We start from the raw sequence: 13743 nt of genomic DNA on the forward strand, positions 1-13743 counted from the left end.
GGACAAGGCATGAAGGATACGGCTGTGAAACCACGCCGTCTGCAAAGCTATCTTGAAGGAGCTTGGCGTGCAGGCACTGGCGAGGGGCGCCCGGTTTACAATGCCGCGACCGGTCAGATCCACGCGCTGATCGGGACCGAGGGGCTTGATTTCAAGGCAGCACTGGAATGGGGGCGTCGCGTTGGCGGGCCTGCTCTGCGCAAGCAGACGATCCATGAGCGTGCCTTGATGCTCAAGGCCATTGGTTTGAAACTGATGGAGATGAAAGAGGAGTTCTACCTCGAGAATTTCGCCACCGGTGCGACCCGCAAGGATGGCTGGATCGACATTGATGGCGGCATCGGCACGATGCTGACCTTTTCGTCCAAGGCGCGCCTTGAACTGCCCAATGCGAAACTGATCACCGAAGGCCCCGTCGAGAGGTTGTCGCGCGACGGGTCGTTTGTTGCCCAGCACGTGCTCAGCCCGATGGAAGGCGTCGCGGTTCATATCAACGCGTTCAATTTCCCGATCTGGGGGATGCTGGAAAAGATCGCGCCGTCGCTGATTGCGGGGATGCCTTGCATCGTCAAACCGGCGTCCCAGACCGCCTATCTCACCGAGCTGGTGGTGCGCCGGATGCTGGAAACGGGGCTACTGCCAGAGGGCGCGTTGCAGTTGGTGACGGGCTCGGCCGGGGATCTGCTGGATCATGTGAGCGAGCAGGACGTTGTGACATTCACCGGCTCTGCGGGCACGGGGCGGATGCTTAAGGCGACGCCGGCCATCGTGCAGAATTCCGTACGCTTCACGATGGAGGCGGACAGCCTGAACGCCTCCGTTCTTGGGGCAGATGCCGAGCCGGGCACGCCGGAATTCGATCTGTTCGTCAAGGAAGTCGCGCGTGAAATGACGGTCAAGGCGGGGCAGAAATGCACTGCAATCCGGCGCGCGATCGTTCCAAGCCGTTTCGAAGACGCCGTGATCGAGGCGCTTTCCGCGCGTTTGGCCAAGACGGCGATTGGTCTGCCCGACGGCGAAGGCGTGCAGATGGGGGCGCTGGTTTCGCGCAAGGATCGCGACGGCGTGCGCGAGAAGATCCGCGAAATTGCCGCCGATTGTGAGATCGTTTCGGGCGATCCCGAAAACGTCACGCTTGTGAGCGGTGATGCGGGGCAGGGTGCCTTCATGACACCGGTTCTGATGCGGGCGCGCGACCCGATGTCGGCGGATGCGGCACATGGTATCGAGGCGTTCGGTCCGGTCGCTACGGTGATGGGCTATCAAGACGCGGATGAGGCGGTGGCGCTGGCGCGCAAGGGGCGCGGCTCGCTTGTGTCTTCGCTGTTTACCAATGATCGCGATATTGCGCGCGATGTCGTCACGGGGCTTGCCCCCTATCACGGTCGCGTCCTGATCGGGAATCGCGGCTCGGCCAAGACCTCGACGGGACATGGCTCGCCGCTGGCGCCTTTGGTGCATGGCGGTCCGGGGCGCGCGGGTGGTGGCGAGGAAATGGGCGGCATTCGTGGCGTCAAACATTTCATGCAGCGCACCGCTATTCAGGGCACGCCCGAGATGCTGTCGGCGGTAACCGGGCAATGGGTCGACGGGGCGCCTGCGCAATCCGATGGCCATCCGTTCCGCAAATCGCTTGCTGAGCTGCGCATCGGCGATCAGGTCCTCACCAAGTCGCGCGAAGTCACGCAAGAGGATGTCGAGCATTTCGCCCATTTCACGGGGGACACGTTCTACGCCCATATGAATAGCGACGCGGCCAAGGCCAATCCCTTCTTCGAGGATCGCGTGGCGCATGGCTATCTGATCGCGTCCTTCGCGGCGGGCCTGTTTGTCGACCCCGAGCCGGGCCCGGTTTTGGCCAATTACGGCGTGGATAACTTGCGCTTTCTGACACCGGTTTATTTCGGGGACAGCCTGCAGGTGCGTCTGACCTGCAAAGAGATCAACCCGCGCGCCAATGGCGAATACGGCGAGGTGCGCTGGGATTGTCGGGTGAGCAACCAGAAAGACGAGGTCGTTGCCCAGTATGATGTGTTGACACTGGTGGCCAAGACATGGCCGCAAGCGGCCTGATCTACGAAGACGCGACATGAAAAAAGGGCCCGGGGAAATCTTCGGGCCCTGATACTAACTTGTGTTGATTAGTGCCAAAAACACGGCTCTAGCGAACGGCTTTCACACCTTCCAGGATCAGCGTGGTGGCAACATCGGCGTAATCCTCGCGCGAGATCGGCCCGCCTTCCTTGAACCACATATAGACCCAGTTCATCATGCCAAACAGCGACATCGTCACGGGCATCACCAGCGGGCGCTCTGGGCGGTCAAGTTCGGGATGAATCGCGCGCAGCACGTTTGAGAAATAGCCCACGATCTTGCGCTCAAGCTTGGTCAGTTCTGCCTTCTGCGCATCCGAGAGCGCCGGTCCCGCATTCAGCTGAACCTTGTGTTGATCGTCAGCGCCACGATAGGCGTCCAGCACCACCATCACCAAAGCCTTGAGCTGCTTATGGGGGGGCAGCGTGGCGTCATTTGCCTCGGCCAATGCGTAATCGAGGTCTTCAAGATGGGCCTGAATGATCGCGAAAATAAGCGCGTCTTTCGAGGGGTAGTAATGATAAAGCAGTGATTTCGACACGCCCGCCTCAAGCGCGATCTGCGACATCGAGGCTTTCTCCATCCCCTGAGAGGCAAAAACTCGGGCGGCATCGAGTAATAGGTTATGTTGCTTTTCTTCAAAATCGCTGGCGCGTGTTCTGGCCATGGGGGTCAGCCTCCTGATGGGCCTGAATGCTGAAGGGGGCAAGTTTGCCCCCTATAGACTAGTGAGTATGTGATTGACCAGTCGGTCGGGTTATTCTTTGGGGCGATTGTCGATCACACGTTTGGCTTTGCCCTCAGAGCGCGCGATCTGTCCGGGATCGTGCACTTCGATTTTGGACGAAACGCCAACCACCGATTTGATGTGATGAGCAAGCTCTTTGGACGCCGCAGACCGGGCGTCAGCTGAGGCGCGTTCGGGCGTGGCTTCGACATGCACGATCATCGCATCCATCCGACCCGCGCGCACCAGTTCAATCTGGAAATGCGGCGCAAGTCCTTTCACTTTCAGGATTTGCTCTTCGATCTGTGTCGGGAAGACGTTGACGCCGCGCAGGATCATCATGTCGTCGCTGCGCCCGGTGATCTTTTCGATCCGCCGCATTGAGCGCGCAGTGCCGGGCAATAGGCGCGTCAGATCGCGGGTGCGATAGCGCACCATCGGCAGACCTTCCTTGGTGAGCGTGGTAAAGACCAACTCGCCCATCTCGCCGTCGGGCAGAACCTCGCCGGTGACGGGGTCGATGATTTCGGGGTAGAAGTGATCCTCCCAGACATGCAGCCCGTCTTTGGTCTCGACACATTCATTCGCAACACCCGGCCCCATCACTTCGGATAGCCCATAAATATCAACGGCATGCATGTCGAAGGCCTGCTCGATCTCTTCGCGCATCTTGTTGGTCCAAGGCTCGGCGCCAAAAATGCCGACCTTGAGAGAACTTTCGCGCGGGTCGATCCCCTGACGGCGGAATTCATCAAGGATCGACAGCATATAGGACGGGGTCACCATGATGATGTCGGGCTTGAAATCCTGCATCAACGTGACCTGACGCTCTGTCATCCCGCCCGAGATTGGCACAACCGTGCAGCCCAGACGTTCCGCGCCGTAATGGGCCCCAAGCCCGCCCGTGAACAGCCCGTAGCCATAGGCGATGTGGCAGATATCGCCGGGCCGCCCGCCCGAAGCGCGGATCGAACGCGCAACCACATCGGCCCAGACATCGATATCGCCCTTGGTATAGCCCACCACCGTGGGTTTGCCGGTCGTGCCCGACGACCCATGCACGCGCACCAGACTTTTGCGCGGAACGGCGAACATGTCGAACGGGTAGTTGTCGCGCAGATCCTGCTTGTAGGTGAAGGGGAATTTCGACAGATCGGACAGTGTTTTGAGGTCTTCGGGATGCGCGCCGTGCTCGTCAAAGCGTTTGCGATAGAAGGGCGAGTTTTCATAGGCATGGGTCAGCGAGCGCCGCATCCGGTGAAACTGCAGCGCGGAGATTTCGTCACGCGAGGCGGTCTCGATCGGATCGAGCATTTCTTTGCTGGGTTTTAGGTTGATCATCTGGTTTCCTCCCAAAAATCATACGTCTTTTGTCGGCGTTTCATCCGACAGATGCGGTGTGCCCAAGCTGCGCGAATGGCCGCGGAATTCTGCGATCAAGGTTCCGTCCGCGCGCGCGATATGCACGTCATAGATGCCCGAGCGCCCGCGCCGCGACACCTCCTTCGCGGTGGCGATCAACTGATCACCGCTCGCCCCCGGCGCGATGTAGGTGATCGAGCAATGCTGTGCGACAGTGACCTGATTGTAGGTGTTGCAAGCGAAGGCAAAGGCGCTGTCGGCCAGCGTGAAAATATAGCCGCCATGCGCTGTTCCGTGCCCGTTGGTCATGGCGTTGGTGATCGTCATCGCCAAAGTGGCGGCGCCCGGTGCGATGTGGCGCAGCTCCATATCGAGGCGTTGCGAGGCGGAATCGTCGTTCCACATCGCGGCGGCGCAGGCCTCGGCCAGCTCTTGCGGTGTCATATCCGTCAGCGGTTTCATATCTTTGGCCATGATCAATGCCCCGTGAAATTGGCGGAACGTTTCTCCAGAAAGGCGGTGACGCCTTCGGCATAATCGTCGGTGAACCCGGCTTCGCGCTGGCAGTCGCGTTCCCGATCGAGATGCGTGTCGAGATCGCTTGTCGCGGCCTCTTGAATAAGACGCTTGGTCAGGCCCAGACCTGTGGTCGGACCGGCTGCGAGTTTACTTGCAATGGCCAAGGCTTCGGCTTGGAGCGCGTCATCCTCTACGGCGCGCCAGATCAACCCCCAGTCAGCTGCCGTCTGCGCGGGCAGGGGCTCGGCCAGAAGGGTGAGGGCCTTGGCGCGCGGCTCGCCCAGAATGCGCGCCAGAGACCAGCTTCCACCGGCATCCGGGATCAACCCGATCTTGGAAAACGCCTGAATGAATTTCGCCGATTGCGCGGCAAGAACGATGTCGCAGGCAAAGGCAATATTCGCGCCAGCCCCCGCCGCCACGCCGTTGACGGCGCAAATGACTGGCTTTTCAAGGCTGCGGATCAGCCGCAGGAGCGGGTTGTAAAACGTCTCGATGGTCGCGCCCAGATCGGGCTTGGGTCCACCCTTGCGCGGATCGCGGTCGCCCAGATCTTGGCCTGCGCAAAACCCTCGTCCGGCCCCGGTCAGAAGCACCGCGCGAATCGCGTCATCGTCGCAGGCGCGTTCCAGTTCGCCGCGCAGCGCGAGATGCATCTCTTCGTTAAAAGAGTTCAACTTTTCCGGGCGGTTGAGCGTCAGCTTCAGGACGCCAGCCTCCTGAAAGGAAAGCAAAGTTTGTGATGATGTCATGTCTGTCTCCCTGGCTCTTTTTCGAGCCCCTCAAACAAATAGTTGCATAAACCGTCCGGTCGGTCAATGATACGAATCGAACTCTGGGAGGAGACATGACGGATTTCTTTGATCGCCATCGCGACTTGCTGGATCGTGCTGTTCATGCGTGGCGCGTGCGTGAATTCTGGACGCCTTTTCCCGAAACGCCTAGCACAAAAATTTACGGGGCCGATGCGCGCCGGGACGGCCATGCGGCTTATGAGGCGCTGCTTGGCGGCGCGTTCATGCTGCCCGGCCATCCCGAGACCGCACGCCTTGGGGCAGAGCAGTCCCCTTGGGGGCAGGATGTGGCAATCAGCTATCCTGCGGTGCCTCCGGCCGCGCTGATCGCGGCATCGCAGGCGGCGGGGGCGCAGTGGGGCAAAGCCTCAATGCAGGCGCGCGTGGGGGCGTTGATCGAGGCCCTGATCCGGCTGAACCAGATGTCATTCCTGATCGGCGAGGCGACGATGCACGCCACGGGGCAGGCTTTTCCGATGGCGTTTCAGGCCGGTGGCCCGCATGCGCAGGATCGTGGGTTTGAGGCAATCGCAGCCGCCTGGATCGAGATGACGGCAACGGCGCAAACAGCGATTTGGGAGAAGCCGCAGGGCAAATCCGACCCGCTGGTGATCGAAAAGCGCTGGCATCTGGTGCCGCGCGGCGTGGCTTTGGCGATCGGGTGCAACACCTTTCCGACGTGGAACAGCTATTCGGGCGTATTTGCCAGTCTCGCCACAGGAAACACGGTGATCGTCAAGCCGCACCCGCACGCGATCTTGCCGCTGGCGCTGACGGTCAAGGTCCTGCGTGAGGTGTTTGCCGAGGCCGGTTTGCCGCAAGACGCGGTGCTGCTGGCCGTTGACGCACCCGGTGCCGAAATCACCAAGGAGCTTGCGACCGACTCGGCTGTGGCGATCATCGACTACACGGGCTCATCCAGCTTTGCGGATTGGCTGCGCACGAATGCCACTCAGACGCTTGTTTTCACAGAAGAAACTGGCGTGAATTCGGTCTCGATCACCGGCACGGACGATTTCGCCGGGATGTGCGCCAATCTGGCTTTCTCGCTGTCGCTGTATTCGGGGCAGATGTGCACCGCGCCGCAAAACATCTACATCCCGCGCGGTGGCATTCAGACAGCCGAGGGCCACAAAAGCTTTGACGCGGTGGTCGCCGGTATCGTGGCGGCGATCGACGCCTTGTTGGCAGATCCCCAAAGCGCCTCGGCAATTTGTGGTGCCATCGTGAACCCCGCGACGCTGGAACGTATCGCGGCTGCGCGTCACGCGGGGCAGGTGGTGCGCGAGAGCGACGAGACTGGGGCAGGGCGCTCGGCTACGCCGCTTTTGGTGGTGGTGGATGGGGCGGGGTCTGGCCTGCAAGACGACGAATGTTTTGGCCCGGTGAGCTTTGTAATCCCCTGCGAGGATGCGCAAGATGCGATTGCGCGTGCCTCAGGCATCGCGACGCGCAAAGGCGCGATCACAGCCGCGCTTTACGCCAATGACCCGGACTTGATCGAGCAGGCCGCGATGGCCTTTGCAGCAGCCGGGGTCAATCTGTCGGTCAATCTGACCGGCAATATCTATGTCAATCAGTCCGCTGCATTTTCCGATTTCCACGTCACCGGAGCCAATCCGGCCGGAAATGCCAGCCTGACTGACACCGCCTTCGTCGCGTCCCGGTTCCGGCGCGTGATGATCCGCTGGCCGAAAGCGGCATAAGGAGAGACGCCAACGGCAAGCTTTGGTTTTGGAGAGTATGGGAGGACTATCTATGAAACTGTTAATGACAACGGCTGTAAGCGCACTTGTGGTGTTGGGAAGCACTGCGGCGATGGCTGATATCAAGCTGGGGGCAAGCCTGTCGGCTTCGGGCCCGGCGGCCTTCTTGGGCGATCCAGAGGCCAAGACCATCGAGATGATGGTCGAGCAAATCAACGAAGCTGGCGGGATCAACGGCGAGAAGATTGATCTGGTGCTGTATGACGATGGCGGTGACCCGAACAAGGCACGCACCTTTGCCACGCGTCTGGTCGAGGATGACGAGGTTGTCGCAATCATCGGCGGCTCGACCACCGGCACGACGATGTCGATCCTGTCGGTTGCCGAGGATGCAGAAGTTCCGTTCATCTCGCTGGCGGGTGCCATTCAGATCATCGATCCGGTGCATAAATGGGTGTTCAAGACGCCCCATACCGATCGCATGGCCTGTGAAAAGATTTTCAGCGATATGCAGCAAAAGGGGATCACCAAGATTGGCATGATCTCGGGGACGGACGGGTTTGGTGCCTCGATGCAGGCGCAGTGCAAGGATGTTGCGCCGAAATACGCAATCGAGATCCTATCGGATGAAACCTACGGGCCTCAAGATGCCGATATGACCCCGCAGCTGACCAAGATCCGCAATACGGACGGTGTTCAGGCCATTCTTAATCCCGGTTTCGGTCAAGGCCCGGCTATCGTGACGCGCAACAAGGCCCAGCTTGGCATCGATCTGCCGCTTTATGAAAGCCATGGGGTTGCGTCAGATGGGTTCATCGAACTTGCCGGGGCTGCAGCGGCCGAAGGTGTGCGCCTGCCGGGCACCGCGCTGCTGGTGGCCGCGATCCTGCCCGATAGCGATCCGCAAAAGCCTGTCGTGACGGCCTACAAGACCGCCTATGAGGCGAAATACGGCGAGACGGTTTCGACATTCGGGGGCTATGCTCATGACGCTGTCGATTTGATGACCAATGCGATGAAGACGGGCGGTAGCGATCCCGCGGCCATTCGCGACGCGCTGGAGGCCACGCAAGGCTATGTCGGCACCACGGGCATCTATAGCTTCTCGCCCGAGGATCACCTTGGTCTCGATCTGTCGGCCTTCAAGATGCTTGAAATCCGCGATGGCGGCTGGACGCTGATCGACTAATCCACAGGCCAGGTTCATCGGTCCGGGGCGGTTTCGCGATCGCCCCGGACAGGACCAGACTTCATCGGAGACGTTCATGGACGCCTTGTTGCAATTTTTGCTGTCCGGCGTGACGGTTGGCGCGGTTTATGCGCTGGTCGCGCTTGGGTTTACGATCATCTACAACGCCTCCGACGTGGTGAATTTCGCCCAGGGCGAATTCGTCATGCTGGGCGGGATGATCACGGTTTTCACCTATCAGGCGGGGCTGCCCCTGCCCCTCGCGGCTGTTCTCGCGATTGCGATCACATCGCTGGTCGGGGTCGCGCTGAACAAGCTTGCGCTGGAGCCCGCGCGCGGCGCACCCGTGGTGTCGCTGATCATCATCACCATCGGCGCCTCGATCTTTATCCGTGGCGCGGCGCAGCTGATTTTTGACAAGCAACTGCACCGCTTTCCGTCCTTTTCCGGCGATCAACCGATCCACATCTTTGGCGCGACAATCGTGCCGCAAAGCCTGTGGGTGATTGGTGGCGCGGTGCTTGTTTTCATCGGTCTATGGCTGTTCTTCACCAAGACGCTGACGGGCAAAGCAGTGCTGGCCACCGCAAATAACCGCCTTGCCGCGCAGCTTGTGGGGATCAATACCGGCTGGGTCATGACGCTGTCTTTCGCGCTTTCGGCGGCGATCGGGGCGCTGGCGGGCGTGCTGGTCACGCCGATCACTTTGGTCGGCTATGACGTAGGTGTCGGGCTTGCGCTCAAGGGCTTTGCCGCTGCGATGCTGGGCGGAATGGGCAATCCCAAGGGGGCCTTGGTGGGGGGCATCTCACTGGGTCTTCTCGAGGCGCTGACCGCAGGCTATCTGAGCTCGCAATACAAGGATGCGGTCGCCTTCATCGTGATCCTCGCGGTGCTGTTCGTGATGCCTCAGGGCCTGTTTGGCAAAAGCACGACGGAGAGGGTCTGAACCATGAAACTGTCTTCGAAATGGATGCAACTGGCGGCGCTTGCGGTGCTGGTTGCGGTGCTGCCGCTGTTCTTTCCCTCGGGCTATTATTACCGGGTCGGGGCGCTGATTTTTGTCAACGGACTGGCAGTGACCGGGCTTGTGATCCTGATCGGCTATGCCGGGCAGATCAGCCTTGGCCATGCTGGGTTTGCCGGCATTGGCGGATATGCCTGTGCGCTTGCGCCCGCGCATCTGGGCCTGCCGCCATCCTTGTCGATCCTGCTCGGGGCCGTGATCTCTGCGGTGCTTGCGGTGTTGATCGGCAAGCCGATCTTGCGGTTGCGCGGCTATTATCTGGCGGTCGCAACGCTTGGCTTTGGCATTCTTGTGAGCATGGTGCTGACCAATGAGCGCGCCTTGACCGGCGGTCCCGATGGGATGGCGGTACAAGGGCTTGCGTTGCGCAAAATCCTGCGCGGCTGGGGCTGGAAGCTGTCGAGCGGAGAGTTCTGGTATATCCTGAGCGCGCTGGCGATGCTGGTCGGCGTCTGGATCGCGCTCAACCTGTTCCAAAGCGCCACCGGGCGCGCCATGCGCGCGCTGCACGGCTCTGAGGTGGCAGCGCGCACCGTGGGCATTGATGTAGCACGCCTCAAGCTGCAAGCTTTTGTTATCTCGGCCGTCTATGCATCGGTCGCAGGCTCGCTTCTGGCGCTGCAAAACCAGTTCGTCACCCCCGATATCGCAGGCTTCATGCACTCGATCGAGATGGTGACGATGGCTGTTCTGGGGGGTGTTGGCTCGGTCCTTGGCGCGGTGACGGGGAGTGCAATCCTGACGCTGCTGCCGCAGGTGCTGACGGTCTTTGCCGAATACGAACAGCTTGTGCTGGGGCTGGTGATGATCCTTGTGATGATTTTCCTGCCCCGTGGGCTGTTGCCCTCGATCGCGGCCAAGTTGAAGGGGAGGGGCGAATGAGCTTGCTGGAAGTATCGGGCCTTGGCATCGGTTTTGGCGGATTGCGCGCGGTCGATAATGTCGGGTTTTCCGCCGAGCCGGGCGAGATCGTGTCAATCATCGGCCCCAACGGCGCTGGAAAAACGACCTTGTTCAACATGATTTCGGGGGTCTATCTGCCCGATAGCGGCCATGTGCGCCTTGACGGGCAGGATGTGACCGCAGCCGAGCCGCATCGCCTCGCGCGCATGGGGCTGACCCGCACGTTTCAGAACCTGCAGATATTTCAGGAAATGACGGTTCTGGAAAATGTGATCGTGGGCTTTCACCAAAGCGAAAGCGGCTCGCTGATCGCAGATCTGTTGGCCTTGCCCGCCGCGCGTCGGCGTTCCCAGATTGCACGCGCACAGGCCCAAGAGCTTCTCAAACGGGTGCGTCTGGACAAGGCCGCCGAAGAATTGGCGGGCAACCTGTCTTACGGCGCGCTCAAACGGCTTGAGATCGCGCGGGCGCTTGCGATGCAGCCGCGTGTCTTGCTGCTGGATGAGCCCGCCGCAGGCTGCAACGCGGTCGAGACCGAAGAGATCGACCATCTGATCGCGGAACTGGCGCAGTCGGGCATTGCGATCTTGCTGGTTGAGCATGACATGAAGATGGTGATGCGGATCTCGAACCATATCGTCGTGCTCGATCACGGTGAAAAGATCGCCGAAGGCAGCCCGCAAAGCGTGTCGAAGAATCCTGCGGTGATCGCGGCCTATCTGGGCGCGGGAGATGAGGAGAGTGTCGATGCTGACAGTTGAGGGGTTGCGCTCGGCCTATGGGCGGATCGAGGTGTTGCACGGCGTGGACCTTGAGGTCCGCTCGGGCGAAATCGTGACTGTTGTGGGCGCGAATGGCGCGGGCAAGACAACGCTATTGCAATGCCTGTCGGGAACACAGCCAGTCAGTGCGGGTCGCATTCATTTTCGCGGCGATGAGCTGACCTCGGTGCCCGCCTATCGCCGCTTGCGGCGCGGATTGGCGCAATCGCCCGAGGGGCGGCAAATTTTCACCAACCTGTCGGTTGAGGAAAACCTGCGGCTGGGGGCGTTCCTATTCACCGACGAGCGGGTCGAGCGCGATATGCAAGATGCCTTCGCGATGTTCCCGATCCTGCGCGAAAAGCGCAATCTGGTGGCGGGCGGATTGTCCGGCGGGCAGCAGCAGATGCTGGCGATTGCGCGCGCCTTGATGGGGCGGCCGCATTGCCTGTTGCTTGATGAACCCTCAATGGGGTTGGCGCCGCTGATCGTTGCGCAAATCTTCGAGGTGGTGGAAAGTCTGCGCGCGCGCGATGTCACGATCTTGCTGGTGGAACAAAACGCCTATGGCGCGCTCAAGATTGCGGATCGTGGCTATGTCATGGAAACCGGCCAGATCACGATGACTGGCCCCGCGGCCGAGTTGATTGCGGATCCGCGCATCCGCGAAGCCTATCTGGGAATCTGAAGAGGCCAATATGAACACTCCCGTTTCGATCCATCCTCAGGGCGATATCGCTATCGTCACGCTCGACAACCCGCCGGTCAATGCGATCTCGGCGGCGGTGCGCAAAGCGCTGTGGCAGGCCGTTGAGGACATCGATGCCGATCCGACCTTGCGCGCCGCGATCCTGATCTGTCAGGGCCGCACGTTCATTGCGGGCGCGGATGTGCGCGAATTCGGGCAGACCCCAGAGCCGCCGCATCTGCCCGATCTGGTGGATCATCTCGAAGCCGCACGCGTGCCATGGATCGCAGCAATCCACGGTTCGGCCTTGGGCGGTGGGTTCGAGATTGCGATGGGGTGCCGGTTTCGCGTGGCCGTGCCGCAGGCGAAAATCGGCCTGCCAGAGGTCACGCTTGGCATCATCCCCGGCGCGTCGGGCACCGTGCGCACACCCCGTCTGGCAGGCGTCGAGGTGGCCGTGGATCTGGTGACGTCGGGCAAGCCGATGGCGGCGTCCAAGGCGCGCGAAGCAGGGCTGATTGATGCGGTGATCGAGGGCGATCTCGAGGCAGGCGCGATTGCCTTTGCCAAGGCAGCTTTGGCCAAACCCCTGCCAGCGCCGATTTCGGCGCGTCCGGTCGCGAAAATGGATGACGCGTTTTGGGAGGCCAAGCGCAAACTGGCGGCAAAACCGGGCCATCGCGCACCGCTTGAGGCGCTCGCCGCGCTGCGCCGCGCCACCGAACTGCCCTTTGACGCAGCCATGGCCGCAGAGCGTGAGAGCTTTCTCGCGCTGCGCACCTCGGATGAGGCGGCAGCCCTGCGCGCCGTGTTCTTTGCTGAGCGCGCCGCACCCCGCCCAGATGCGCTGCGCGACGTGACGCCGCGCAAGCTGGCGCAGGTTGGCGTTGTGGGCGGCGGGACGATGGGGGCAGGGATCGCGGCAGCTCTGCGCAGCGCCGGGCTGCCGGTGGTGTTGATCGAGCGCGACGATCACGCGCTGGCACGCGGGATCGACACGCTGGCCAAGACATTCGCCGGCGCGATCAAGCGGGGCAAGCTCACTGAGCAGGCGCGCGATGCGCTGATGGAGGGTGTCACGGGGGCTACCGATTATGCGGCATTGTCGGAGTGTGATCTGGTTATCGAGGCGGTTTTTGAGGAGCTGTCCGTCAAGCGGCAGGTGTTTGAAAACCTGATCGCGCACTGTCGCCGCGATGCGATCTTGGCCACGAACACCTCTTATATTGACCCGCGCGAGATCTTCGCCGGATTGCCGGGGGCCGAGCGTTTCATCGGCCTGCATTTCTTCAGCCCCGCCCAGATCATGAAGCTGCTGGAAATCGTGCCCCTGCCAGACACGGCACCAGACGTTCTGGCCACGGGTTTCGCACTGGCCAAGCAATTGAACAAGATCCCGGTCCGCGCTGGCATCTGCGAGGGCTTCATCGGCAACCGCATTCTCAAACGCTACCGTGCCGAGGCGGAAACCCTCGTGCGGCGCGGTGTGCCGATTGCACAGGTCGACGCCGCGATGCGTGGATATGGCTTTCGGATGGGCCCGTTTGAGGCGCAAGACTTGGGCGGGCTCGACATCGCTTATCTGCAACGCGAGGGCGCGCGCGCTGCGGGTCAGGACGTGCCCGAGACGCTGGGCGATATCCTTGTTGGGGCAGGGCGCAAGGGGCAAAAAACGGGCGGCGGCTGGTATGATTACACCGAGGGCGATCGCACGCCCCAGCCCTCAGCGCGCGTGGCAGAACTGCTTGCGCCCCACATCGCCAAGGACGCGCCCGGTCTTGAGGACGTTCAGATCGCCGCGCAACTGATTGCGGCGATGGCAGCCGAAGGCGAGGCCATTCTTACAGAGGGGATCGCCGACAAGGCCAGCGATATCGATCTGGTCGAGATCCACGGCTACGGTTTCCCGCGCTGGAAAGGTGGCCCGATGTTTGCGAGCGGCAAGCACCGCTAGGGGCTCAGGCGCGCCTGTC

At 61.3% G+C, this 13743-nt stretch carries 12 protein-coding genes; 8 read left to right on the plus strand and 4 right to left on the minus strand.

Features of this window, described 5'->3' with window-relative positions; genetic code table 11:
* Positions 1 to 9: 9 nt before the first annotated feature.
* Positions 10 to 2073, plus strand: a complete 2064-nt coding sequence (gene paaZ, locus AB4874_RS09210; RefSeq protein ID WP_368391761.1) for a phenylacetic acid degradation bifunctional protein PaaZ — start codon at positions 10 to 12, stop codon at positions 2071 to 2073.
* A gap of 88 nt (positions 2074 to 2161) precedes the next feature.
* On the opposite strand, the gene AB4874_RS09215 is transcribed toward paaZ, so the two are convergent.
* The 4 genes from AB4874_RS09215 to paaG form a co-directional block, all read right to left on the minus strand.
* Positions 2162 to 2761 carry a TetR/AcrR family transcriptional regulator gene (locus AB4874_RS09215; protein ID WP_368391762.1) on the minus strand — a complete coding sequence of 200 codons (600 nt, stop codon included), beginning with the start codon at positions 2759 to 2761 and terminating at the stop codon, positions 2162 to 2164.
* A 90-nt stretch (positions 2762 to 2851) separates the two neighbouring features.
* Entirely contained in the window at positions 2852 to 4162 is a 1311-nt protein-coding gene (gene paaK / locus AB4874_RS09220) for a phenylacetate--CoA ligase PaaK (RefSeq protein WP_368391763.1), read from the minus strand.
* A gap of 18 nt (positions 4163 to 4180) precedes the next feature.
* Complete coding sequence (paaI, locus tag AB4874_RS09225) at positions 4181 to 4627, minus strand: hydroxyphenylacetyl-CoA thioesterase PaaI (protein WP_295533327.1); 447 nt, start codon at positions 4625 to 4627, stop codon at positions 4181 to 4183.
* Positions 4628 to 4659: 32 nt separating this feature from the next.
* Positions 4660 to 5454, minus strand: a complete 795-nt coding sequence (gene paaG, locus AB4874_RS09230) for a 2-(1,2-epoxy-1,2-dihydrophenyl)acetyl-CoA isomerase PaaG (protein ID WP_368391764.1) — start codon at positions 5452 to 5454, stop codon at positions 4660 to 4662.
* 95 nt (positions 5455 to 5549) lie between these two features.
* Here paaG and paaN point away from each other — a divergent pair, with 95 nt between their 5' ends.
* From paaN to AB4874_RS09265, 7 genes are all read left to right on the plus strand, one after another.
* Complete coding sequence (gene paaN / locus AB4874_RS09235; protein WP_368391765.1) at positions 5550 to 7202, plus strand: phenylacetic acid degradation protein PaaN; 1653 nt, start codon at positions 5550 to 5552, stop codon at positions 7200 to 7202.
* A gap of 52 nt (positions 7203 to 7254) precedes the next feature.
* Positions 7255 to 8391, plus strand: coding sequence for an ABC transporter substrate-binding protein (locus AB4874_RS09240; RefSeq protein ID WP_368391766.1), 1137 nt, complete (start codon positions 7255 to 7257; stop codon positions 8389 to 8391).
* A 76-nt stretch (positions 8392 to 8467) separates the two neighbouring features.
* On the plus strand, positions 8468 to 9340 hold the full coding sequence (locus AB4874_RS09245) for a branched-chain amino acid ABC transporter permease (protein WP_295533261.1): 873 nt from the start codon (positions 8468 to 8470) through the stop codon (positions 9338 to 9340).
* A 3-nt stretch (positions 9341 to 9343) separates the two neighbouring features.
* Entirely contained in the window at positions 9344 to 10300 is a 957-nt protein-coding gene (locus AB4874_RS09250; RefSeq protein WP_295533259.1) for a branched-chain amino acid ABC transporter permease, read from the plus strand.
* Positions 10297 to 11082, plus strand: coding sequence for an ABC transporter ATP-binding protein (locus tag AB4874_RS09255; RefSeq protein ID WP_368391767.1), 786 nt, complete (start codon positions 10297 to 10299; stop codon positions 11080 to 11082). Before AB4874_RS09250 ends, AB4874_RS09255 begins: the two co-directional genes overlap by 4 nt.
* Complete coding sequence (locus AB4874_RS09260; RefSeq protein WP_368391768.1) at positions 11069 to 11770, plus strand: ABC transporter ATP-binding protein; 702 nt, start codon at positions 11069 to 11071, stop codon at positions 11768 to 11770. The genes AB4874_RS09255 and AB4874_RS09260 overlap by 14 nt, the downstream gene beginning before the upstream one ends.
* A 10-nt stretch (positions 11771 to 11780) precedes the next feature.
* Positions 11781 to 13724: a 3-hydroxyacyl-CoA dehydrogenase NAD-binding domain-containing protein gene (locus tag AB4874_RS09265; protein ID WP_368391769.1), complete on the plus strand. Its 1944-nt coding sequence runs from the start codon at positions 11781 to 11783 to the stop codon at positions 13722 to 13724.
* Positions 13725 to 13743: the final 19 nt, after the last annotated feature.

Origin of the sequence: Thioclava arctica (assembly GCF_040892615.1) — a bacterium.
Classification (GTDB): Bacteria; Pseudomonadota; Alphaproteobacteria; order Rhodobacterales; family Rhodobacteraceae; genus Thioclava; species Thioclava arctica.